This window comes from Nonomuraea sp. KM88 (genome assembly GCF_052245635.1).
Lineage (GTDB): Bacteria > Actinomycetota > Actinomycetes > Streptosporangiales > Streptosporangiaceae > Nonomuraea.
In genome coordinates, this window is the sequence record NZ_JBQQCC010000034.1 from 19350 (window position 1) to 42256 (window position 22907).

Below are 22907 nucleotides of genomic sequence, written 5' to 3' on the forward strand. Positions count from 1 at the left end.
CAGTTGCGGTACTCCTTCCGGATCGACCCGACCCGCTGCCCCAACGCCTGAGCACGGCGTCGTCGTTCTAGCGGCCGTGGGTGGTGAACCATGTCGCGATCTGCACCCGGGAGGAGAGGGACAGCTTGGTCAAGATGTGCTCGACGTGCCCTTCGGCGGTGCGCTGCGCGATGACCAGCCTCGCGGCGATCTCCTTGTTGCTCAGCCCTTGGGCGACCAGCTCGGCGACCTCCTGCTCGCGAGGCGTGAGGACGGAGGGCTGCGGGCGTTCGGCCGAGGAGCCGCGGTCGACGTCGAGCGCGTAGTCGACGGCCTGGTCGAGGGACAGGCCGGCGCCCCGCTGGAAGGCGCTCATGTACGCGCTCGCGCCCAGGGCGCCGCGCACCCGCGTCTGGCAGATGTTGTGGAAGTCGGTGAAGGGCCGCAGCCCGGGCGTCACCGTGCCGATCGAGCGCCACACCATGCCCGCGGCGCCGAACAGGGTGGCCGCCCGCTCCTCCCGGCCGTGCGCCGCCTCGATCCAGGCCAGCACCTCCAGGCTCTCGGCGACGCCCCACCGGTCGTCGTGGCGGCGCATGACGTCGAGCCCTTTCTTGACCAGCGCCGCCGCCTGGTCGTGCGCCCCCTGGAACCAGTGCGAAAGGCCCGCCACCCACAGCGCGTTGGACCTGGACAGGTAGGCGCTGAGGCCCTCGCACATCGCCAGGCACTCAGCCGCCGAGGACGCGGCCTGGTCATGGTCGCCCAGCGCCGAGTGGACGATCGCCAGGTGGAACAGGGTCATCCACCCGCCCGCCTGATCGCCGTCGGCCAGGTAGCGCTCGCGCGCCTCCAGCAGGAGCGCGAGCGCCTCGCGGTGCTCGCCCCTCAGGTGGGCGGCCAGCCCCGAGAAGTGGGTGGCACAGGTCAGCGCGCCCGGATGGTCCAGCCGCCGCGCGAGATCGTGGCACTCGCTGAGCAGGGGCAGGGCGGCGTCCACGTCACCCTGTCTGAGCGCGAACCAGGCGGCCACCCACAGTGCGTCGGCGCGGACCGGGGTGGCCTCGGAAGCCGCTTCGAGGGCCCGGGTCAGCAGGCGGCGGCCCTCGCCGAAGGAACCCGCGGCGAAGAGCCAGTAGTTCCACAGCGAGGTGACCATCTCCAGCGCCGCGTGCGCCTCGCCGGGCTCGCCGAGGCTGAACTCCAGCGCCGTCCTGAGGTCGTCCTTCTCGTGCTGGAGCCTGGTGACCCACCGCGCCTGGTCGGGGCCGAACCACTCGTCCCGTGCCCGCCGCGCCAGGCCCAGAAGATAGTCGCGGTGCCGCCGGCGCAGCTCCGGCTCCTCGCCGGAGTCCACGAGGATGGCATGGCCGTATGCACGGATGTTGTCGAGGAAACGATATCGGGCGCGCCCGGCGCGCTCGGAGCGCGTCAGGATCGACTTGTCGAGCAGACCGACGAGCAGGTCGAACACCTCCTCCGTGGCGATCTCGCCGCCGGAGCAGACCTGCTCGGCGGCTTCGAGGCCGAACTCGCCGGGAAACACCGACAACCGGGCCCACAGGGCGCGCTCGGCGGGGTCGCACAGGTCGTAGCTCCAGTCGATCGCCGCGCGCAGCGTCCGGTGCCGGGGGACGGTGGTGTGCCGCCGGTTTACGAGGAGCCGGAACCGGTCGTCCAGGCGGTCGAGGATCTGGGCCACGGACAGCACCCGCACCCGCGCTGCGGCGAGCTCGATGGCCAGCGGAACGCCGTCCAGCCGCCGGCACAGCTCGGCCGCCGGCTCGTTGTCGTCGCCGAGGGCGAAGTCCGGCTGGACGGCCGCCGCCCGCTCGGCGAACAGGGTCAACGCCTCGTCGGACGCCGTGGACCGGCCGTGCCCGGGCAGGGCGAGCGGCGGCACCGTGAACACGCACTCGCCCTCCACGCCGAGAGCCTCACGGCTGGTCGCGAGGATCCGCAGCCCAGGGGCCGCGCCCAGCAGCTTGCCGGCGAGTACGGCCGCCGCCATGGGCATGTGCTCGCAGTTGTCCAGCAGCAGGAGCAGCTGCCTCGACTCCAGGAGTTCCACCAGGCCGGAGTCGGGCCGCTGCGGGGATTCGTCGAGGAATCCCAGGGCGTCGAGGACGGCGGGGGCGAGTGACTCGCCGTCGCTCAGGGGGGCGATGTCGACCAGCCACACGCCGTCACGGAACGCCCGGCGCACGTCGGCCGCGACGCGCAGCGCGAGCCTCGTCTTGCCCACACCGCCGGCGCCGGTCAATGTCAGCATGCGGGCCTGGGTCATGAGCCGCCGCGCCTGGGCGAGCTCGTGGCGGCGGCCGACAAAGCTGGTCAGTTCGAGCGGCAGGTTGCCGTCGGGCCGTTTCGTGGCCATGTCCCACAGTAACGTGCCAGGTCAAGCCCGGCAGCCCGCGGGCCCAGGCGCCTGGAAATCTACATTGTAAAGGCGCCGGGTTCGGCGCCGTACACGGTGCCCTTGCCGGAAAGCCGCACCGGCGGCGCGGCAGCCGGCACGAAGGCCGACTGCCCGGGGCGCAACGTGAGGCCCTCTCCGAGGCGGCTCTCGCCGTCGACGCAGAGCACCATCCGCGGTACGCCGCCGGGCAGGGTGTGGGCGGCCTGGCCGGTCAGGTCGTAGCGGGTGAGCGCGAACTCGGGGGCGGGCGGCCGGTAGCGGTGCTCGCCGGCGGTGTCGTGCCCGGGAGGGACGACGTGCGGGGCGGCCGGCGTGAAGTCCACGACGCGCATGAGTTCGGGGACGTCGACGTGCTTGGTGGTGAGGCCGCAGCGCAGCACGTTGTCGGAGTTGGCCATGATCTCCACGCCGATGCCGCCGAGGTAGGCGTGGGGCACCCCGGCGCCGAGGTAGAGCGCCTGGCCGGGGAGCAGGTCGACGTGGTGGAGGAGGAGTGCGGCCACGATGCCGGGGTCACCGGGGCATGCGCGGGCGATGCCGGCGTAGGGAGCGAGGTCGTCGCCGCCGCCGGTGCCGGTGCCGCTGCCGGGGCCGAGGTCGAGCAGGGCGCGCTCGACCTGGGCGCGCAGCGGCCGGGACGCGTCGTCGAGCATCTGGGCGAACACCGTGCGCAGGGCGGTCTCCGGCTCGCCTGAGCGGAGCGTGCCGATCCAGGGTCGCAGGTCCGGCAGGCGCAGGCGGTCGAGCAGGTCGGCGGTGGAGGCGGGGTCGCGGAACCCGCACAGCCCGTGGAAGGGGGTGATGGCGCAGACCATCTCGGGCTTGTGGGAGGCGTCCTTGTAGGTGCGGGTGGCGTCGTCGAGCGGGACGCCGCGGGCGTTCTCGTCGGCGAAGCCCGCCTCGGCCTGCGCGGTGGTGGGGTGGACCTGGAGGGAGAGCGGCCGCTCGATGGCGAGGACCTTCAGCAGGTAGGGGAGCGCGGGCCCGAATCGTGCGGTGGAGCGCTCGCCGAGGGTGGCGGCGGGCTCGCGGGCGATGAGGTCGTTGAGGGGGATGCCGTCGACGGTCGACGGGGCGCCGGGGTGGGCGCCCATCCAGAGTTCGGCCTGCGGCCGGCCGGTGGGTTCCGTCCCGAACAGCTCGGGCAGGGCGGTGACCGAGCCCCAGTCGTAGGGGCGGATGGTGGTGGCCAGGCGCATGGGCGCGTCGGTCGGCGGCAGGTCGTTCTGTGGCACGGCGTCGGCTCCAATCGTCGTCCATGGAGCGTAGAACGCGATCGGCGGGCGTCAGCACTCAGGTGCCGTGTTGCGGGCGGCGCACGTTTTCCCGCCGCCTTTCCCTGCCGCCGGGTCCGCGGCGGGTCGCCGTGCGAGCGGATCACCGGGCCTGCGGCGGGTCACCGCGCGCGCGGGCCCAGCAGGACGGGCATGGTGCGGGTGCTGTTGCCGAGCAGGGTGTCCAGCGGGCGCAGCTCCTCGGCCGGCACGGCGGGCGCGATCTCCGGGAACGCGTCGAAGAGCGCGGACAGCGCCACCTCGGCCTCGAGGCGGGCCAGTGGCGCGCCGAGGCAGAAGTGCGGGCCGTGCCCGAAGGACAGGTGAGTGGCCGGCGGGTCGGTGAGGTCGAACAGGTGGGCGTCCTCGCCGTACTGGTCAGGGTCGCGTCCCGCGGAGGCGAAGCAGGCCAGCACGGGCTCCCCGGCGCGCACGCGCACGCCGTCGATCTCGACGTCGCGCCGGGCGTAGCGCATGGGGAAGTAGGCGATCGGCGAGTCCCAGCGCAGGGTCTCCTCGACGGCCGCGCTGTAGGGGCATTTGCCCGCGCGCAGCAGCTCGACCTGGTCGGGCACGTGGAGCAGGGCGCCGATGGCGTTGGTGATGAGGTTGACCGTGGTGACGTGGCCGGCGATGAACAGCAGCTCGATGGTGGCGAACAGCTCCTCGTTGGAGAGCCGGCCGCCGTCCTGCTCGCGCAGCGTGATCAGGTCGGTGATGAGGTCCTCGCCGGGGCTGTCGCGGCGCTCGTCGATGATCTGGCCGAGCAGCACGTGCAGGGCCTGGCGCAGGTCGGGTGTGTCGTCGAGGCTGCCGCCGACCTGCGCGACGGCGTCGGTGAGCTCGTGCAGTCTCTCCTGGTGCCCGGCCGGGATGCCGATCATGTCGGAGATGACGTCGCGGGGCAGCGGGTAGGCGAACTCCTTGCGCATGTCGACCGGCCGGCCGGGTGGCATCGCGGCGAGCCGGTCGATGAGTGCGGCGGTGAGTTCCTCGATTCTCGGGCGCAGCCCTTTGAGCCGGCGGGGCGTGAACGCGGCGGTCAGCGGGGCACGCAGCCTACGGTGTTCGTCGCCTTCGGCGTTGAGCATCGAGGTGTCGGTGACGATGCGGGTGATGGCCGTGCCCGGCGGGGCGCTGTCGCGGTCCTTCCAGTAGCGCAGCTCCCTGGACAGGTCCGGGTGGGTCAGCACGGCCAGCAGCGTGGAGTAGCGGGTGGCGGCCCAGGTGTGCACGCCTTCCGCGGTCACCGGGACGAGCGGCCCGGCCGCGCGCAGCCGGTCGTCGTCGCCGTGCAGGTCGGGGGTGGCCGGGTCGAGGATGAAGCGGTGGTCGTCTGTCATGGTCATCCCGTTCGTCGTGGGCTGACCGCCAGCGCGGTCACGTCGAAGCCGGGGTCCTGGTCGAGGTAGAGGTCGCGGACCAGCTCGCCGGCGGCGGGCGCGTTGCACAGGCCGTGGCCGGAGAAGCCGGTGGCGTACAGGAACGCCGGAGGGCCCGGCTGGTGGCCGATGAAGGCGGTGCGGTCGGGGCTGGCGTCGCGCAGGCCGGTGACGGCGGTGTGCAGCGCGAGCTCCGCGAGGCTCGGGTAGACGTCGGCGACCCGGCCGGCGACCTCGCGCCGCCATGCCTCCCGGTCGGGCCCCGGGTAGCCCATGCCGATCAGCATGCGGTCGTCGCGGACCCTGATGAGCAGGCCGGTGGCGGCGTGCAGGGTGACCGGGACGTCGGGCGTGCCGGGCGGCAGCGGGTCGGTGGTGAGCAGCTCCTGCTCGATGGGCTCGGTGAGCGGCAGGTCGACGCCCGCGCAGCGGACGAGCGAGGCCGACCAGGCGCCGGCGGCGCAGATGATCGCGTCGGCGCCGATCTCGCCGCTGGCCGTGCGGATGCGGCCGGCCTGCGCGTCGATGCCGGTGACCGGGCAGCCGGTACGCAGCACGGCGCCGGCCTTCTCGGCCGCCTGCGCGTAGGCGGTGACGATGGCCGTGGTGTCGGAGATGTAGGCCTGCGGCGAGTACGCGGCGGCCAGCAGCGGCGTGTCGTCGCCGACGAGGGGGTTGAGCTCCCGTGCCTCCTCGGCGGTGATGAGGCGGACGTCGACGCCGGCGGCGTGCTGGGCGGGCAGGTCGGCCTGGAAGGCGGACAGCTGCTCGGGCTCGGTGAACAGGATCAGGTAGCCGACCTGCCGCAGGGGCAGGTCGGTGCCGGGCCGGTCAGGGAAGGCGTGGTAGGCCTGCAGGCTGCGTACGGCCAGCGCGGAGCTGACGGGGTTGCCGGCGAAGTAGGAGCGGACCACGTCGGCGGTGGCGCGGGAGGCGCCGGAGCCGAGCGTGCCGCGTTCGAGCAGGGTGACGTCGACGCCGGCTTCGGCCAGGTGGTAGGCGATCGACAGGCCGATGACGCCGCCGCCGACCACCACCACCCGGGAACCGCCGTTCACACCGGCTCCCGTACGGCGCGCAGGCTCTCGCCGGCCTGCCAGGGGAACAGGTGCAGGTTCCAGCCGCCCAGGCAGTTGCAGTAGAGCGCCATGTGGGCCATGACGGAGATGAAGTCCTCGTGGCTGTCGAGGCGCTCCAGGCCCGACAGGAGGCGCTGGGTGAAGTCCCACAGGGTGTCGAGGCCGCAGTAGCCGAGGAACTCGGCGGGTGTGGCGGCGAGCTGGCGGGTCATCTGGCGCAGCCACGGCATGGGCATGCCGTCGAGGGCGGCGCGGACGAGGCCGCCGTAGCAGCTGTAGCCGAGCGGGCGGGTCTCGCCGTTGACGAACAGGAGCGTGGTCAGGACGGTCTCGTAGCTGCCGGCTCCGGAGGGGATGCGGCCCTCGTGGAGGTCGACGAGCTCGCGGGGCGGGTCGAGCCAGATGCGCTGGGTCTCGGCGTGGACGTCCTTGACGAGTTCGTTGAGCTGCGGGTCGCCGATGGGCAGCCGGGGCAGGACGTGGCCGCCGTCCCCGCCGGCGCGGCGCACTTCGGCGATGACGGGTTCCTTGGTGGTGTAGACGGCGTTCCAGACCTCATGGCCGGCCTGGATGAGGGCGTCGAGGTCCTCTTCGGCGACCTGGCCGACGGGGGTGGCGGTCATGGGCTCGGTGAGCTCGCCGTACTTGATGCCCAGGTGCTGCAGGCGCGAGCAGAACAGGGTGCCGTCGGGCACGGTGCGGCGGTCCACGCGGTATTCCGCGGGGGCGTGCAGCAGCGAGTGGACCGGGGCCACGTGGTAGAGGTGGTATCCCGCGACCAGGGCGTGTCCTTGCAGGCTGCGGTAGGGGAGCGCGTCCCACAGGCATTGGGCCAGGGCGGGGTTGCGCTCGTCGAGTTGGGCCGCCACGGTGATGCCGAGGCTGGGCCAGGTTATTTCCACACGCTTAGTCTCGTTCACAGTACGTCACTGTATCGTCGCATTTTGTGGCGAAACAGGGCGTGGTCAGGGTATTTACCCGGACATGACCGCATCTGGGTGCTGCCCCAGCGGCGCCCAGATCCGGGCGTCACTCCAGATCGAGCGCTCGTCGACGTACGGCCGCAACAGCGCGGTGAGCACCGGATCGCCCCGCCCCGCCAGCTCGTCCTCGGCGATCCTGCGGGCCACGCCCACGATGACGTCGGCGACCTGGACCCGGACGTCGAGGGACGACTCGGCCAGCCGCAGCCCGGCGAGCCGGCCGTCGAGGATCTCCCGCAGCTGGGCGACGCGCTCGTCGGTGAGGGTGGTCTGCCGGTCGTGCACGATCCGGACCGGTTCGCCGCCGCGGTGCCAGAACTCCACGGCCCGCACGATGGCCGGGATCAGCGGGTCGAGGGCGGGGAAGACGTGCGGGGCCTCCAGCAGCCGCTCCCTGAAGGCGGCCACCCGCGGCCTGGCCTGCCACAGCAGCTCCATGATCTCGCCCGCGGGCCCGGGTCCGCGCAGCTCGTCCACCAGGAGGAAGGCGTCGTCGGCGGACATGGTGACGCCCTGGCCGTTCTTGGCGCGCAGCAGGTAGTTGAAGGAGTCGAGGAAGGACGTCCACCGCGCGGCCCCGAACGCGCGCGGGCCCTCGCGGTGGAGCGTGAGCGCCCTGGCCGCGGAGAGCGGGCCGAGGTCGAGGTCGATGCCCGGCGGCTGGCCCGCGTCGAGCAGGGCGACGATCTTGCGTACGGCGAGGAAGGGTTTGTCGGCCAGGAAGACGTGGGCGCGGCCGAGCAGCGGACCCGACGGGCCGAGCAGCCACCTGAGCGTGGCCCGGTGCTTGTCGCGCAGGACGTGGGCGGCCGCGTACTGGCTGGCCGGGGTGGGCGCCCTCTCGCGCAGCTCGCCGATGCACTCTTCCGCCGCCCGCCGGCTGATCAGGACGGCGGCGTGGGCGAACACGTCGGTGTTGCCGCCGACGAGCTTCTCGCCCTCCGCGCCGGACTCGTCGCACACCACTTCAAGAGGTTCCGACACGTACGCAAATGTAACCAAGGCCGCGCCCCGCCCGCGAGGCCATTCCGGGCGGGGCCGCGTCCTGGTGGATCGCCGGTTCAGCCCTTGATGCCGGTGAGCAGGACGCCCCTGACGATCCACCGCTGGGCGATGAGGAAGAGGGCGACCAGGGGCAGGATGGCCACGAGCGCGCCGGCGAACAGCGCCGGCAGGTTGACCGCCTGCTGGTTGAGGTTGGTGGACAGCGCCACCTGCACGGTCCAGTACTCCGGGTCCTGGCCGATGACCAGCGGCCACAGGAAGGCGTTCCAGTGCTCGATGAAGGACAGGATGCCGAGCGAGGCGAACAGGGCGCCGGAGTTCGGCAGCGCCAGCCGGGCGTACAGGCCGAGGAAGCCCAGGCCGTCCACCCGGCCCGCGTCCTCCAGCTCGCGCGGGAAACGCAGGTAGAAGCCGCGGAACAGCAGCACGGCGAACGCGCTGAACAGGCCGGGGGCGATCAGCCCCCACAGGGTGTTGACCCCGCCCATCGAGCCGACCACGACGAACGTCGGGATGAACGTGGCCGCGCCCGGCACCATCATCGTGGCGATGATGAAGAAGAACACCGGCCTGGACGCCGCCACGGGGATGCGGGCCAGCGCGTACCCGGCCATCGACGCGAGCAGCGTCGACAGCGGCGCGGAGATCGTCGCGATGAGCGTGGAGTTCACCAGGGCGTGCGCCAGCGGCACCGCCTCGTTGCCGAAGGCGTCGGCGAAGCCCTGGAAGCTGATCTCCTCGGGCCACCAGCGCCATTCGAGCGAGCCCAGTTCCCGCCTGGTCATGAGCGCGTTGCGGATCAGCAGGTAGAACGGCAGCAGGAACGGCACCGCGAAGACGATCGCCGCCGCGTAGGAGCCCGGATGCCGTCTCCTCATCGCCCCTCCTCCTCGGCGGTCCTGCCGAACCCGGCGAAGCGGCCCTGCAGCAGCGTGAACACCACGATCAGCAGGGTGACGACGAACGCCCCCGCCGATCCTGCGCCGTAGTTCTGCTCGCCGAGCGCCGTCTGGAACAGGTAGATCAGCGGTGTCCTGCCGTCCGCGCCGCCCAGCCCCGACAGGTTGGAGGCCAGGATGTTGTAGAACTCGTCGAACGCCTGGAACGCGTTGATGATCAGCAGCAGCGTCACCGCGACCGACGTGTTGCGCAGCATCGGCCAGGTGATGTGCCGGAACAGCTGCCCTTCGGTGTGCGCGCCGTCCACCCGCGCCGCTTCGTACAGCTGGGCGGGGATCTGCTGGATGCCCGCCAGGAAAAGGATCATGTAGAAGCCCGTCTGCAGCCACAGCCGGACCGTGACCAGCACGATCCAGTACAGCGGCGGGTCCACGGTCGCCACCCAGCCGATCGAGTCCTCGTGGCCGAGCAGGTAGGCCAGGCTGTTGGCCACGCCCGACGGCGTGCCGCTGAACAGGCTCATCTTCCACACGAGCGCGCCGACCACGTACGAGACGGCCGCCGGGATGAAGAACGTGGTCCTGAAGAACGCCCGGCCGCCGCGCAGCCGGTTGACCAGCACCGCCAGGCCCAGCGCCAGCGCGAACGTCACCGGGACGATGAACAGCGTGAACACCAGGATGGTGACCAGCGATCTGGTGAAGGCGGGGTCGCCGAGCAGCCGCCGGTAGTTGTCCAGGCCGTTCCACGAGCCGAGGCTGATCGTGCCGCGCGCGTCGTTGAAGCTGAGCAGCAGGCCCCAGCCGATGGCCACGTACTTGAACAGCAGGAGCCCGGCCACCATCGGCAGCGTGAGCAGCACGAACGCGCGCCAGGCCGGCCACCTGGAGGCCCACCGCGCGCGGGCGCGGTGGGGCCCGCCGGCGCGGGGGCGGGCGGGCGCGGCCGTCGTCGTCATAGCGCGGGCACCTTGTCCAGGATGTCCTGGGACCGCTTGGCCGCCTCCTCCAGGGTCCTGGCCGGGTCGGCGCCCTTCTTGACGATGGCGGTGACCGCGTCGGTGTAGGGCTGTTCCACCTCGGGGGTCCACAGGGCGGGCTGCTTGACCCCGTGCGTGTTCGCGGCCTCCATCACCGCCTGGGCCGGGCCGGTCCTGAGCTTGTCCGCCGCGTTCGCGGCGCTGGTGCGGGGCGGGATGTGGAAGCCGTAGCCGAGGTTCCAGTCGGTCTGCGCGGCGGTGTTCTCCACCCACAACCAGCGCACGTACTTCGTGGCCGCCTCCAGGTGGGCGCTCTTGCCGTTGACGACCTGCACCCAGCCGCCCATGTTGACCACCTGCCGGCCGCCGGGGCCGAAGGCCGGCAGCGGGAAGGAGGCGAAGTCGTCGCCCAGCTCGGCGGTCATGCCGGGGACGGCCCACATGCCGACCCACTGCATGGCCGCCGCTCCGGTGATCAGCGCGCCGGGGTCCCACCAGTCGGTCGAGTAACCCTGCAGGGTGACCTTGCTGTCGTACAGGTCCTTGAGCGCGGTCAGCGCCTCGACCACCTTCGGGTCGTCGTAGATGATCTTCCGGTCGTCGACCAGCAGGTTGCCGTTCGACCAGGGCACCAGCATCCCCAGGTCGCCGATGCCGTCGTTGCCGACGAACAGGCCCTTCTGCCTGCCCGTGGTCAGCTTCCTGGCCGCCGCGGCGAACTCGGCGAAGCTCGTCGGCACGGCCACTCCGGCCTTCTGGAACAGCGACTTGCGGTAGAACACCAGCATCGGGTCCACGACCATGGGCACGGCGTAGACCTTGCCGCCCCACGTGTACGGCGCCAGCACCTTGGGGTCGAAGTCGGACTTCTCCGCGCCGAGCACGTCGTCGAGCGGTGTGACCTGCCCGGCCTTGACCATGTTGGGGCCGACGTCGTTCACCTCGTAGACGTCGGGGCCGTCGGGGGTCAGGACGGCGGCCGTCCACTTGGTGGCGTAGTCGCCGGGGATCCACGACACCTTGACCGCGATGTCGGGGTTGGCCTTGGTGAAGTCGGCGGCGTAGCGCAGGGCCGCCTGCTGGGTGCCCTCCTCGCCGTACTCGTGGTACCAGTGGTTGAGGGTGATCTTGGCGTTGCCGGTGGCGGGCGGGGTCTTGGTCTTGGCCAGCGGGTCGCCGCCACATGCGGAGACGGCGGCGCCGGCGACGAAGAGCACGGATCCTTTGAGCAGTCCGCGGCGGGTGAGTGGTCTGTCCATCGAGGCCACCTCTCGTGGGGGAATGAGATCGGTGCCGATGCGAGGTAACCGGTTACTTCTGACGTCGTGAGGCGGACGCTAGACGCGTCGGCAGGTGGCGTCAATGCGCTGTTAACTTTTCGTTACAAAGCTGCTGGAGCTGGCCTTGACGGACCGTGGTGGATCTCTTAGCGTCGCGGGCATCAGCCATGTAACCGGTTACCCGTCTGGAGGTTCGCCGTGAGACTGCCGCCCGATCGGGCCGCCCGCGCGTGCACCGGCCAGGCCCGGGAGCGGGTGGCGCCGCGCGCGCCCGGCGTCGGCGTCACCGGAGCCGTCACCGGAGCCGTCACCGGAGCCGTCACCGGGCCCGTCACCGGGGCCGCCGTCACCGCGGCTCTCCCCACCGGGGAGGCCACGTGACCCCGTCCGGCCGGGTCACCATCCGTGACGTGGCCAGGCGGGCCGGGGTGTCCGTGGCCACCGTCTCCCGGGTGCTCGCCGGCGACTACCCCGTGCTGGCCGCCACCCGCAACAAGGTCGTCAGGGCCGTGCGCGAGCTCGACTACGTCCCCAACGCCCACGCCAGGGCCCTGTCGGCGGCCCGCCCCGGCGCCATCGCGATCGTCGTCGACAGCGTGGCCATGCCCTACTACGCCTACATCGCCCAGGGCGTGGAGGAGCAGGCGGCGCTCGAGGGCCGGCTGTCGCTCATCTGCACCACCGGCGGCGACCCCGGCCGCGAGCTGTCGATCGTGCGGCTCCTGCGCGAGCATCGGGCCGAGGCCGTCATCCTGGTCGGCAGCGTGATCCTGGACGACGACTACCGCAAGCGGATGACGGAGTACGCGCACGCGCTGGCGGCCGCGGGCTCGCGCCTGGTGTTGTGCGGCCGCCCGCCGCTGGGTGAGGGGGTGCCGGCCCTGGTCGTCGGCTACGACAACACCGGCGGCGCCCACGCCGTGACCGCCCACCTGCTCTCGGCCGGTCACCGCAGCATCCTCTACCTCGGGCTGCGGCCCGGCCACACCACCTCCGAGAGCAGGGTGGCCGGCTACCGCAGCGCGCTGGCCGAGCACGGCGTGCCCGCCGACCCGGCGCTGGAGGTCGAGGCGGAGTTCTCGCGGGAGGCCGGCTACGACGCGATGAAACGCCGCCTGGCCGAGGGGCCGCCCGGCTTCACCGCCGTCTTCGCCGGCAACGACCTGGTCGCCGCCGGGGCCATCCAGGCGCTGGACGAGCACGGGCTGCGCGTCCCCGAGGACATCTCGATCGTCGGCTACGACGACGTCCCGCCGGCGCAGGACCTGCGCCTGACGACCGTGCACCTGCCGCACGACGAGCTCGGCCGGGCCGCCGTGCGGCTCGCGCTCGGCCGGGTGGGCGCCGGCCCGTTGATCCTCGGCACCCACATCGTGGTACGCGGCTCGGTCCGGCCGCTCGGCCCGCGGTGACCTTCCCGATGAGCCCGCTCGCGGCCTTCGCCCTGCGGCCGCCGCTGCTGCCCGAGCTCTTCCCGCCGGACCTGCTGCGCCGGTTGTCGCTGGTGGCCCGGGTGCACGACCGCGTCATCGACCGTTTCGACGGGCCCCTCGACGCCGACATCCTGATCACCGGCTGGGGCTGCCCGCGCATCGACGCCGGCGTGCTGGCCGCCGCGCCCCGGCTGCGCGCGGTCGTGCACGCGGCGGGCAGCGTCAAGGGCCATCTGACGGCGGAGGTGTTCGACCGGGGCATCGTCGTCTCCTCGGCCGCGCAGGCCAACGCGGTGCCCGTGGCCGACTTCACGCTGGCGATGCTGGTGCTGGCGGCCAAGCAGGCGTTCGTCCGCGCCCGCGCGTACGCCGCCGGCGGCTGGTCGGGCGACGCGCTGCCGGGCGTGGCCACGCCGGGGGAGCGCGGCGGGCTGGCCGGCGCGGTGGTCGGGGTCGTCGGTGCCTCGCGGGTGGGCCGGCTGGTCATCGGACGGCTGCGCGCCCACGGCGCGGACATCCTGCTCAGCGATCCGTACGCGAGCCCTGAGGAGGCCGCCGCGCTGGGCGCGGGCCTCGTCCCCCTCGACGAGCTGTGCCGGCGCGCCGAGCTCCTCACCGTGCACGCGCCCGAGCTGCCGCAGACGCGCGGCCTGCTCGACGACCGGCGGCTGTCGCTCCTGCGCGACGGGGCGGTGCTCGTCAACACCGCCCGCGGCGCCCTCGTCGACACCGACGCCCTGGTACGCCACTGCGCGGGTGGCCGCATCGGCGCCGTCCTCGACGTGACCGACCCCGAGCCGCTGCCCCCGGGCCACCCGCTGCTCGCCCTGCCCAACGTCCTGGTGACCCCGCACATCAGCGGGGCGAGGGGTCGGGAGCTGCGGCGGCTGGGGGAGTTCGCGGTGGCGGAGGTGGAACGCCTCGCCCGCGGCCGCCCGCTCCGTGGCGCCGTCAGCCCTGCCGACCTGCACCGCATCGCCTGATGCCGCCGCGGCGGGTCTCCCGCGCACGCGGAGGGTCCGGGGCGGGCCGTACGGGATTCCGCACGGCAGGGGAGGAGCGGATGAGCCGGGAGGCGCTGGTGCGGCGGATGCGGGGGAGGGGCCGATGAGCCCGGACGCGCTGGTGCGGCAGGCGCGGGAGGAGGCCGCCAGGGCGCGTACGGAGCCCCTCCCCGCCCTGACCTTCGCCCTGTGGCGCCGCTACGCGGACACCGGCGACCGCCAGGCCTACGAGCGGGTCTACTTCGAGCGCCGTCGCCGCCTGGCCGCCCTCATGCTTGCCGCACACCTGGACGATCGCCCCGACCCGGCGCTGGACGACCTGCTGTGGTCGGTGTGCGACGAGCACACCTGGGTGCTGCCGGCCCACGAGCCGCGAGACCGCCCGGTCAACGCGTTCGTCGACCTGTTCGCCGCCGAGACCGGCCATGCCCTGGCGGAGGCGGTGGGCCTGCTCGGCGAGCACCTCGACCCGCGGGTGCGGGCCCGGGTGCGCGAGGAGGTGGAGCGCAGGGTCCTGCGCCCGCTCCGGGAGGAGGCGCCTCCCCTGTGGTGGGAGTCGGCAGGGCACAACTGGGCGGCCGTCTGCGCGGGCGCGGCCGGGATGGCGGCGCTGGCGCTGGACTCCGAGCACCTGCCGACCCTGCTGCCCCGCCTGGAGCGGGCCCTGGAGTCGTTCCTGGCGGGCGCGGGCCCGGACGGCGCCTGCCTGGAGGGGCCCGACTACTGGTCCTACGGCTTCGGCTACTTCGTCTATTTCGCCGAGGCGCTGCGCGAGCGCACGGGCAGGGACCTGCTGGACGACCCCCACGTGCGCGAGATGGCCGCCTACCCCGCCAGGATCGACCTGGGCGGCGGCGCGCGCCCGGCCTTCGCCGACTCCTCCGGCACGGGCGCCTACCCGGCCGGTTTGCTGGAGCGCCTGGCCGGACGCCTGGGCGTGCCCGTTCCGCAGGGGCGGGAGCCGTCGTTCCACGACGACCCCTGCTACCGCTGGGCCCACCTGAGCCGCACCCTGTGGTGGGCGGCACGGGCGACACGGGCGGCGCGCACCCCGCCGGCGCCGTGCGACCGCCTGCCGGACGCCGCGATCGTGGTCGCCAGGGCGGGTGGCACGGCCTTCGCCGCCAAGGGCGGCCACAACGACGAGCCGCACAACCATCTCGACCTGGGCCACTTCGTCCTCCACGTCCACGGCAGGACGGTGCTGGACGACCTGGGCGCCCCCGAGTACACGCGCGACTACTTCGGCGCGGGCCGCTACGCGGTGCCGCAGGCCTCGGCGGAGTGGCACTCGATCCCGCTGATCGACGGCAACGGGCAGCGCCCCGGCCGTGACCGCCGCGCCGAGACCGTCCGGTACGCGGCCGGCCACGACACCGTGGACTGGACGCTGGACCTGACGGCCGCCTACGACGCGCCCAAGCTCATCCGCTTCACCCGCGCCTTCGCCTGGCGGCCGGGGCGGCTGGAGCTCACCGACACCTTCGCCTTCGCGGGCGGCGACCGCCCGGTGGCGGAGCTGTTCGTCTCCCGCCTGCGCCCCGAGGTGGGCCGCGGCTCCGTCGGCTGGGGGCCGGTGGTGCTGGAGGTCCCGCCCCCGTGGCGGGCCCAGGCGGAGGAGCTGGTGGTACGCGGCCATGACGGCGTGCCGGAGACGGTGCACCGCGTGCGCCTGACCGCCGCCGTCCCGTCCGGCCCGCATACCTTCGTCTTCACCGTGCGTTGACGGTCGCTGGAGCAAAGGAGCGAATCTGTAGCGCGATATGTTGATTAATGCCCCCGAATGGGGAATACTCTGATCCAGAAGTCCAGCAGAGGGCTTCGACCCACGCGTTATACGTGGCGTGCCTCTGCCTGGGCTTTTTCGCGTCTGCAGGGGCCGCCATGATCTGACCTTTGGAGCATCAGATGGCCGTCCTGGAGATCGCACTCGAAGAGATGACCGCCGAGCAGCTGCTCACCGAGATGAACCGGCCCGAGACGCCGGAGCTGCGCAAGGTACGGATCCGTGAGCGGGTCGTGGCCATGTACGACGCTCTGGTGGGCGAGGTCACCCGCCGCTACCGTTACCGCGGCGAGCCGATGGAGGACCTGCGCCAGGCCGCGTACGTGGGCCTGATGAAGGCCATCAACGGATTCGACCCCACCCTGGGGCACGACTTCCGCGGCTACGCGATGATCACGATGGTCGGCGAGGTGAAGCGGCACTTCCGCGACCGCACCTGGGCCATCCGGGTGCCGCGGGTCTACCAGGAGCGCCGCCTGGAGCTGAACAAGGTGACCAGCGAGCTCACCCAGACCTTCGGCCGCGCCCCCACGGTCGCCGAGCTGGCCGGCAAGATGGGCATCTCGGAGGAGGACGTGCTGCTCGCGCTCGACGCGTCCGCCGCCTACAGCACCCTGTCGCTGGACGCGCCGGTCGGCGGCGAGGACGACGCGGCCGACCTGGGGGACTTCCTGCCCGCGCAGGACGACTCGCTCGACAACCTGCTCGGCAAGCACGCCATCAAGCCGCTCATCGACGCGCTCCCCGACCGTGAGCGCAACATCCTGCTGATGCGGTTCTACGGCAACATGACCCAGTCCGAGATCGCCACGGAGTTCGGCATCTCGCAGATGCACGTCTCCCGCATCCTGCGCGCCGTGCTCACCAAGCTGCGCACCGCCCTGCAGGACTGACCGCCCCGCTTCCGCCCACCGGCCGCCCGTGCTCATGCCCGTGCCGGTGGGCGGAGTCATGTCGCGCGCGAGATGACGGCCGAGGACGCAGCCGCCCGCGCTCTCCGCGAACCTCCGGAAGAGCCGCCCGGCCCGAGCCGGTGCTCGCGCCGGGCCGGCGGTCACATCCCGATCCGGCAGCGGAAGGCCGTCCGGGGGTGACGGTGATCGCGGCATTCGCAGTACGGTTCTCCCTGATCGATGCGTCTGGATGTGTCCATGTCGCGGCACCCGCACGTTGCTCCGAAAGTTTCAGGAAAGTTATTGCCGCACAACGTCCGGCAAAGCCGGTGAGCTCAGGCCTTATGGGCCGGTCAGATCTGCAACATAGCAGTTGACGACACTCTTGACAGTTTTCCGCGAGGCCCCTTATGTTGCCGCAATATTAAGCATTTTTCCTTGAAAGTTTCGGCTTCACATACCGCAATGCGCGTGGCATGTTGCCGTGAGAAGCCCGAAGGGATGGCATGACGGGCCAAGGAGCGATCGACACGTCCCCCACGCCGGACGACAGCACGCGATGGCGGGACCCAGGGCTGTCCCCCGGCGAGCGAGCCGAGGTCCTCATCCCGCTCATGACGCTGGAGGAGAAGGTCGCCCAGCTGGTCGGGGTGTGGGTCGGCGCCGGAGCTTCGGGGGAGGGCGTCGCCCCGCACCAGACCGAGATGGCGGGCGGGCCCGAGTGGAGCACCGTCATCCGCCACGGGCTCGGCCAGCTGACCAGGCCGTACGGCACCGCGCCCGTCGACCCCGTCGCCGGCGCCCGGTCGCTGGCCGCCTCCCAGGCCGAGATCGTGGCGACCAGCCGGTTCGGCATCCCGGCCCAGGTGCACGAGGAGTGCCTGACCGGGTTCGCCGCCTGGCGGGCGACCGTCTACCCGGCGCCGCTGAGCTGGGGCGCGACGTTCGACCCCGGGCTGGTCGAGGAGATGGCCGGGCGGATCGGACGCTCCCTGCGGGCGGCCGGCGTGCACCAGGGCCTGGCGCCGGTGCTCGACGTGACCCGCGACTACCGCTGGGGCCGTACCGAGGAGACCGTCAGCGAGGACCCCTACCTGGTCGGCACCATCGGAGCGGCCTACGTGCGCGGGCTGGAGGGCGCCGGCGTCGTCGCCACGCTCAAGCACTTCGCCGGCTACTCCGCCTCGCGCGGCGGGCGCAACCTCGCCCCCGTGCCGATGGGACGCAGGGAACTGGCCGACGTCGTCCTGCCGCCGTTCGAGATGGCGCTGCGCCTGGGCGGCGCCCGGTCGGTGATGAACTCCTACGCCGAGATCGACGGCGTTCCCGTGGCGGCCGACGACGGCCTGCTGACCGGGCTGCTGCGCGACGAGTGGGGCTTCACCGGCACGGTCGTCGCCGACTACTTCGCGATCCGGTTCCTGCAGAAGCTGCACGGCGTGGCCGCCGACGCCGCGGAGGCGGCCGGGCTCGCCCTGCGCGCCGGCATCGACGTCGAACTGCCCACCGTCGACACGTTCGGCGAGCCGCTGATCGAGGCGGTGAAGGCGGGCGCGGTCGACGAGAAGCTCTTCGACCGCGCGCTGCGCAGGGTGCTGACGCAGAAGGCCGAGCTCGGCCTGCTCGACGAGGGCTGGCAGTGCCTGCCCGAGGGCGCCGACCGGCTCCGCCTCGACGACCCCGAGAGCCAGGACATCGCCCTGCGGCTGGCCCGCGAGTCGGCCGTGCTGCTGCGCAACACCGGCGACATCCTGCCGCTGGCGCCCGGCCGGCGGGTGGCCCTCGTGGGGCCGGTCGCCGACGACCCGATGGCGATGCTCGGCTGCTACGCCTTCCCCGCGCACGTGGGCGCCCACCCCGAGCACGGGCTCGGGCTGGAGATCCCCTCGCTGCGCGAGGCCCTGGGCGCGCTGGTGCCCCGCCTCGCCTACGCGCCCGGCTGCGACATCACCGGCGACGACACCTCCGGCATCGCGGCCGCCGCCACGGTCGCCGCCGCCAGCGATGTGTGCGTGCTGGCCGTCGGCGACCGGGCCGGGCTGTTCGGGCGCGGCACCTCCGGCGAGGGCTGCGACGCCACCGACCTGCGCCTGCCGGGCGTCCAGTCCGAGCTCGTCAGGGCCGTGCTCGCCACCGGCACCCCCGTGGTCCTCGTGCTGCTGGCCGGGCGGCCGTACGCGCTGGGCGAGGAGGCGGACGGCGCCGCCGCCATCGTGTACGCGTTCTTCCCCGGCCAGCGCGGCGGCCAGGCGCTGGCCGAGGTGCTCACCGGCGCGGTGAACCCGTCGGGGCGGCTGCCCGTCAGCGTGCCGCGCGACGCGGGCGGCCTGCCGGCCACCTACCTGTCGCCGTGGCTGGGCCGGCGCTCCCAGGTGTCGTCCGTCGACCCCACCCCCGCGTTCCCGTTCGGCCACGGGCTGGGCTACACCACGTTCGAGTGGAGCGACGTGACGGAGCCCGGCGAGCCGGCCGCCTGGCCGGTCGACGGCGAGGTGAGCGTCGCGGTCACCGTCCGCAACGCCGGGCCGCGGCCCGGCACCGAGGTCGTCCAGCTCTACCTGCACGACCCGGTCGCGCAGACCACGCGCCCCGTGGTCCGCCTGGTCGGTCACGCCCGCGTGCCGCTGGAGCCGGGCGAGGCCGCCCGCGTGACGTTCGGCGTGCCGGCGGACGTCACCTCGTTCACCGGGGTGCGCGGCCGGCGCATCGTCGAGCCGGGCGAGGTCGAGCTGCGCTTCGCGCGGTCGAGCGCCGACGTGGTCGCGGCCGTGCCGCTGCGCCTGACCGGCGACGTGCGCGAGGTCGGCCACGAGCGGCGGCTGCGGCCACGGGCGCGGATCGAGCGCATCGCACCGGAGGACAGAGGATGAGCAGCACCCCCACGACCGTGAACCCGCCACCGGACACCAGGCAGGCCCGGTCACCCGTTCGCCGCCGCCGGCGGCCCGCCGGCACCTCGACCTCCTGGAGCGGGGCGTTCCGCCGCAACTGGCAGCTGTACTCGCTGGCCATCCTCCCGCTGCTGTTCTTCGCGATCTTCCGGTACGCCCCCATGATCGGCAACGTGATCGCGTTCCGGAAGTTCGAGCCCGGCGGCAGCGTGCTGGGCGAGGAATGGGTGGGCCTGCGCTACGTGAACCTATTCCTGAACGACCCCACGTTCTGGAACGTCTTCACCAACACCGCGATCCTCGGCGGGCTCACCCTGCTGTTCTGCTTCCCTCTGCCCATCGTGCTGGCGCTGCTGCTCAACGAGGTCCGCAACCGCGGTCTGAAGAGGTTCCTGCAGTCGGTGTCCTACCTGCCGCACTTCCTGTCGATCGTGGTCGTGGCCGGCATCGTCATGCAGACGCTGGCCATCGACGGGCCGGTCAACCAGCTGGTGCGGGCGTTCGGCGACGATCCCATCACGTTCATGCAGAAACCCGAGTGGTTCCGGACGATCTACATCTCGTCGGAGATCTGGCAGACGGTCGGCTGGGGCACGATCCTCTACCTCGCCGCCCTCACCACCATCGACGAGCAGCTCTACGAGGCGGCCAGGATCGACGGCGCCGGCCGGTGGCGCCAGATCTGGCACGTCACCCTGCCCGGCATCCGGCCGACGGCGGTCACCCTGCTGATCCTCAACATCGGCACGTTCATGGCCGTCGGCTTCGAGAAGGTGCTCCTGCTCTACAACCCCCTGACCTATCCGACCGCCGACGTGATCTCCACGTACCTCTACCGGATGGGTGTCGAGTCCAGCAACTTCAGCTACGCCGCCGCGATCGGCCTGTTCGAGGCCCTCATCGGGCTGACCCTGATCCTGTCGGCGAACCTGATCTCCCGTCGAGCAGTGGGGACGAGCCTGTGGTGACACTCGACAGAAGCCGGGGCTACCGAGCCTTCCAGGTGGTCAACGCCGTCGTCCTGACCGGCGTGGTGATCGTGACACTCTATCCGTTCGTCAACATCGTCGCCCGCTCCTTCAGCGAGGAGCGGTACATCCTGTCGGGCGAGGTCAACCTCATCCCGCGCGGGTTCAACCTCACGACGTACCAGATCGTGGTCGCGGACCCGATGTTCTGGACGAACTACCGCAACACCGTGGTCTACACCGTCGTCGCCACCGCCATCGCGATGGTGCTGACCACCTGCTACGCGTACGTGCTGTCCAAGAGGCACCTCAAGGGCAGGACGTTCCTCATCTGGGTCGCCGTCTTCACGATGTTCTTCAACGGCGGCCTCATCCCCAACTACGTGCTGGTCAACAGCCTCGGGCTGACGAACTCCATCTGGGCCATCGTGTTGCCCAACGCGATCAGCGTCTTCAACCTGCTGGTCATGAAGGCCTTCTTCGAGAACCTGCCGAGCGACCTGGAAGAGGCCGCCGCCATCGACGGGCTCAACACCTACGGCATCCTGGGGCGGATCGTGCTGCCGCTGTCGAAGGCGGTCATCGCCACGATGGTGCTGTTCTACGCGGTCTCGTTCTGGAACTCGTGGTTCTCGGCGTTCCTCTACCTCAACAGGACGGAGTTGTTCCCGGTCACCGTCTATCTGCGCAACATCATCGCGGGCGCCACCGGCGCCGAGAACGCCGGCGCGGGCGCGGCGGACCTCACGCAGGTCGCGGCCAACATCCAGTCGGTGACGATCATGCTCACCGTGCTGCCCATCCTCGCGGTCTACCCCTTCGTCCAGCGGTACTTCGTCTCCGGAGTCATGCTCGGCGCGGTCAAGGGTTAGCCTCCTCACGCCTCTACAACCCCCCCGGACACGGCAAAGGAACCCCAATGCGCGAACTATCACGGCGTCAGGCGATCATCGGCTTGGGTGCGTTCACCCTCGTCCTCGCCGGCTGCGGCGAGGACGAAGCCCCGAAGCAGAGCGCCCAGTCCGCGAACAAGGCGGGCGCGATGGCCAACTACGGTGTCAGCCAGCAGTTCAAGGCCACCGAGCCGCTGTCGTTCGACGTGCTCTACAACAACCACCCGTTCTACCCGTTGAAGAACGACTGGCTGTTCTGGGAAGAGCTGACCAAGCGCACGAACGTGACGCTCAAGCCGGTCGCGGTGCCCCTGAGCGACTACGAGAAGAAGCGCAGCCTGATGATCGGCGCGGGGGACGCCCCGCTCATCATCCCGAAGACGTACCACCCGCAGGAGGAGGCCTTCGTGGCCTCGGGCGCGGTTCTGCCGGTCAGCGAGTACTTCGACCTGATGCCGAACTTCAAGGACAAGGTCGCCAAGTGGAAGATGGAGCCGGAGCTCGACACGCTCCGGCAGGCCGACGGCCGCATCTACCTGCTGCCGGGCCTGCACGAGAACGTCTGGGTCGACTACACCCTCGCCGTCCGGATGGACATCCTGGAGGAGCTCGACCTGGAGGTCCCGAAGACCTGGGAGGAGCTCTACACCGTCCTCAAGGCCATGAAGGCCAAATACCCCGATCTCTATCCCATGACCGACCGGTTCGGCATCCCCACGCCCGGCGGCAACCTGCTCAAGCTCGTCGCCCAGGCCTACGGCACCAAGGGCGGCTGGGAGTACCAGCACGCCTTCTGGGACGCCACCGCCGGCAAGTTCGTCTACACCGGCGCCATGCCGCAGTACAAGCAGATGATCGAGTACCTGCACAAGCTGGTGAAGGAGAAGCTGCTCGACCCCGAAGCCTTCACCCAGCAGGACGAGCAGGCCGACCAGAAGCTCATCTCCGGCAAGTCGTTCGTGATCAGCACCAACGCGCAGACCCTGGTCAACGAGTTCCGTGGCGCGCTCACGAAGGCCAACCCCGACGCCAGGATCGCCAAGATCCCGGTGCCCATGGGCCCCGTCGGCGACTACAAGATCGGCACCCGGCTCGAGAACGGCGTCATGATCTCCAAGAAGGCGCTGGAGCACAAGAACTTCGTCGCCATGATGCAGTTCGTCGACTGGCTCTGGTACTCCGACCAGGGCCTGGAGTTCGCCAAGTGGGGTGTCGAGGGCACGACGCACACCAAGGACGCCTCCGGCGGCTACGAGCTGGCCGACGACGTCGACTTCGTCGGGCTCAACCCCGACGCCTCCAAGCACCTGCAGAAGGACTTCGGCTTCTCCAACGGCGTGTTCGCCTACGGCGGCCCCACCAAGCTGCTGGAGTCCACCTTCTCCGAGGAGGAGCTGGAGTTCCAGAAGGTGATGAACGCCAGGAAGGCCTGGCCGGTCGATCCGCCCCACCCGCTGAAGGAGGAGGAGCGCGAGCAGGCCACGCTGTGGGAGACGCCGCTGAAGGACTTCGTCACCCAGCAGACGCTCAAGTTCATCCTCGGCGAGCGCGACCTCAGCGAGTGGGACGCCTACGTCAAGGAACTGGAGGGCAACAACATGGCCTCCTACATCAACCTGGTCAACACCGCCTACGAGCGGTTCAAGAAGGAACACGGCTGAGTGGAGCCCGGGCCTTCCCGATGAGCGAAGCGCCCGCGGAGCGGAATTGTCAGATCAGCTAGAACCCACTACCTGACCTGGGGCATCAGGGGTCCGCA

General features: G+C 71.6%; 18 protein-coding genes. 9 read left to right on the top strand and 9 right to left on the bottom strand.

From position 1 onward, the window contains the following. Positions 1–67 precede the first annotated feature (67 nt). The 9 genes from ACTWPV_RS47815 to ACTWPV_RS47855 all read right to left on the bottom strand — a co-directional run bounded on the left by ACTWPV_RS47815 (position 68) and on the right by ACTWPV_RS47855 (position 11259). The gene (locus ACTWPV_RS47815) at positions 68–2356 is read right to left on the bottom strand and encodes an ATP-binding protein (protein WP_443156930.1); all 2289 of its coding nucleotides are present in this window, start codon (positions 2354–2356) and stop codon (positions 68–70) included. Positions 2357–2415: 59 nt separating this feature from the next. Continuing rightward, positions 2416–3633 (bottom strand): mannose-6-phosphate isomerase, class I, encoded by a 1218-nt coding sequence (gene manA / locus ACTWPV_RS47820; RefSeq protein WP_443156931.1) that lies wholly within the window; start codon positions 3631–3633, stop codon positions 2416–2418. A 161-nt stretch (positions 3634–3794) separates the two neighbouring features. Next, the gene (locus tag ACTWPV_RS47825) at positions 3795–5021 is read right to left on the bottom strand and encodes a cytochrome P450 family protein (protein ID WP_443156932.1); all 1227 of its coding nucleotides are present in this window, start codon (positions 5019–5021) and stop codon (positions 3795–3797) included. Next, complete coding sequence (locus tag ACTWPV_RS47830) at positions 5018–6112, bottom strand: NAD(P)/FAD-dependent oxidoreductase (protein WP_443156933.1); 1095 nt, start codon at positions 6110–6112, stop codon at positions 5018–5020. Before ACTWPV_RS47830 ends, ACTWPV_RS47825 begins: the two co-directional genes overlap by 4 nt. Beyond that, complete coding sequence (locus tag ACTWPV_RS47835; RefSeq protein ID WP_443156934.1) at positions 6109–7053, bottom strand: cucumopine synthase-related protein; 945 nt, start codon at positions 7051–7053, stop codon at positions 6109–6111. The genes ACTWPV_RS47830 and ACTWPV_RS47835 overlap by 4 nt, the downstream gene beginning before the upstream one ends. Positions 7054–7107: 54 nt before the next feature. Further along, positions 7108–8100, bottom strand: a complete 993-nt coding sequence (locus ACTWPV_RS47840) for a hypothetical protein (RefSeq protein WP_443156935.1) — start codon at positions 8098–8100, stop codon at positions 7108–7110. Between the two features lie 77 nt (positions 8101–8177). After that, entirely contained in the window at positions 8178–8999 is an 822-nt protein-coding gene (locus ACTWPV_RS47845; protein WP_347644372.1) for a carbohydrate ABC transporter permease, read from the bottom strand. Further along, positions 8996–9979, bottom strand: coding sequence for a carbohydrate ABC transporter permease (locus ACTWPV_RS47850; protein ID WP_443156936.1), 984 nt, complete (start codon positions 9977–9979; stop codon positions 8996–8998). The genes ACTWPV_RS47845 and ACTWPV_RS47850 overlap by 4 nt, the downstream gene beginning before the upstream one ends. Beyond that, on the bottom strand, positions 9976–11259 hold the full coding sequence (locus ACTWPV_RS47855; RefSeq protein WP_443156937.1) for an ABC transporter substrate-binding protein: 1284 nt from the start codon (positions 11257–11259) through the stop codon (positions 9976–9978). Before ACTWPV_RS47855 ends, ACTWPV_RS47850 begins: the two co-directional genes overlap by 4 nt. Before the next feature lie 219 nt (positions 11260–11478). On the opposite strand from ACTWPV_RS47855, the gene ACTWPV_RS47860 reads away from it, so the two are divergent. The 9 genes from ACTWPV_RS47860 (at position 11479) to ACTWPV_RS47900 (ending at position 22809) form a co-directional block, all read left to right on the top strand. After that, complete coding sequence (locus ACTWPV_RS47860; RefSeq protein ID WP_443156938.1) at positions 11479–11661, top strand: hypothetical protein; 183 nt, start codon at positions 11479–11481, stop codon at positions 11659–11661. Next, on the top strand, positions 11658–12692 hold the full coding sequence (locus tag ACTWPV_RS47865; protein WP_443156939.1) for a LacI family DNA-binding transcriptional regulator: 1035 nt from the start codon (positions 11658–11660) through the stop codon (positions 12690–12692). Before ACTWPV_RS47860 ends, ACTWPV_RS47865 begins: the two co-directional genes overlap by 4 nt. 8 nt (positions 12693–12700) lie before the next feature. Beyond that, a complete protein-coding gene (locus tag ACTWPV_RS47870; protein WP_443156940.1) occupies positions 12701–13696 on the top strand; it encodes a hydroxyacid dehydrogenase in 996 nt (331 codons plus the stop codon). A gap of 124 nt (positions 13697–13820) precedes the next feature. Beyond that, positions 13821–15443, top strand: coding sequence for a heparinase II/III domain-containing protein (locus tag ACTWPV_RS47875; protein ID WP_443156941.1), 1623 nt, complete (start codon positions 13821–13823; stop codon positions 15441–15443). A gap of 170 nt (positions 15444–15613) precedes the next feature. Beyond that, positions 15614–16396: a SigB/SigF/SigG family RNA polymerase sigma factor gene (locus ACTWPV_RS47880; RefSeq protein WP_443156942.1), complete on the top strand. Its 783-nt coding sequence runs from the start codon at positions 15614–15616 to the stop codon at positions 16394–16396. Between the two features lie 506 nt (positions 16397–16902). Then, on the top strand, positions 16903–19266 hold the full coding sequence (locus tag ACTWPV_RS47885; RefSeq protein WP_443156943.1) for a beta-xylosidase/alpha-l-arabinosidase: 2364 nt from the start codon (positions 16903–16905) through the stop codon (positions 19264–19266). After that, positions 19263–20255, top strand: a complete 993-nt coding sequence (locus tag ACTWPV_RS47890) for an ABC transporter permease (RefSeq protein ID WP_347644363.1) — start codon at positions 19263–19265, stop codon at positions 20253–20255. Before ACTWPV_RS47885 ends, ACTWPV_RS47890 begins: the two co-directional genes overlap by 4 nt. Beyond that, positions 20252–21127 carry a carbohydrate ABC transporter permease gene (locus ACTWPV_RS47895; RefSeq protein ID WP_347644362.1) on the top strand — a complete coding sequence of 292 codons (876 nt, stop codon included), beginning with the start codon at positions 20252–20254 and terminating at the stop codon, positions 21125–21127. The genes ACTWPV_RS47890 and ACTWPV_RS47895 overlap by 4 nt, the downstream gene beginning before the upstream one ends. 47 nt (positions 21128–21174) lie before the next feature. Next, positions 21175–22809, top strand: coding sequence for an ABC transporter substrate-binding protein (locus tag ACTWPV_RS47900; RefSeq protein ID WP_443156944.1), 1635 nt, complete (start codon positions 21175–21177; stop codon positions 22807–22809). Positions 22810–22907: the final 98 nt, after the last annotated feature.

Excerpts from the sequence above, each read along its gene's own strand:
- ACTWPV_RS47815 (WP_443156930.1), bottom strand. The coding sequence starts at position 2,356 with ATGGCCACGAAACGGCCCGACGGCAACCTGCCGCTCGAACTGACCAGC.
- ACTWPV_RS47825 (WP_443156932.1), bottom strand. The coding sequence starts at position 5,021 with ATGACCATGACAGACGACCACCGCTTCATCCTCGACCCGGCCACCCCC.
- ACTWPV_RS47845 (WP_347644372.1), bottom strand. The coding sequence starts at position 8,999 with ATGAGGAGACGGCATCCGGGCTCCTACGCGGCGGCGATCGTCTTCGCG.
- ACTWPV_RS47850 (WP_443156936.1), bottom strand. The coding sequence starts at position 9,979 with ATGACGACGACGGCCGCGCCCGCCCGCCCCCGCGCCGGCGGGCCCCAC.
- ACTWPV_RS47855 (WP_443156937.1), bottom strand. The coding sequence starts at position 11,259 with ATGGACAGACCACTCACCCGCCGCGGACTGCTCAAAGGATCCGTGCTC.
- ACTWPV_RS47870 (WP_443156940.1), top strand. The coding sequence starts at position 12,701 with ATGAGCCCGCTCGCGGCCTTCGCCCTGCGGCCGCCGCTGCTGCCCGAG.
- ACTWPV_RS47875 (WP_443156941.1), top strand. The coding sequence starts at position 13,821 with ATGAGCCCGGACGCGCTGGTGCGGCAGGCGCGGGAGGAGGCCGCCAGG.
- ACTWPV_RS47885 (WP_443156943.1), top strand. The coding sequence starts at position 16,903 with ATGACGGGCCAAGGAGCGATCGACACGTCCCCCACGCCGGACGACAGC.
- ACTWPV_RS47890 (WP_347644363.1), top strand. The coding sequence starts at position 19,263 with ATGAGCAGCACCCCCACGACCGTGAACCCGCCACCGGACACCAGGCAG.
- ACTWPV_RS47900 (WP_443156944.1), top strand. The coding sequence starts at position 21,175 with ATGCGCGAACTATCACGGCGTCAGGCGATCATCGGCTTGGGTGCGTTC.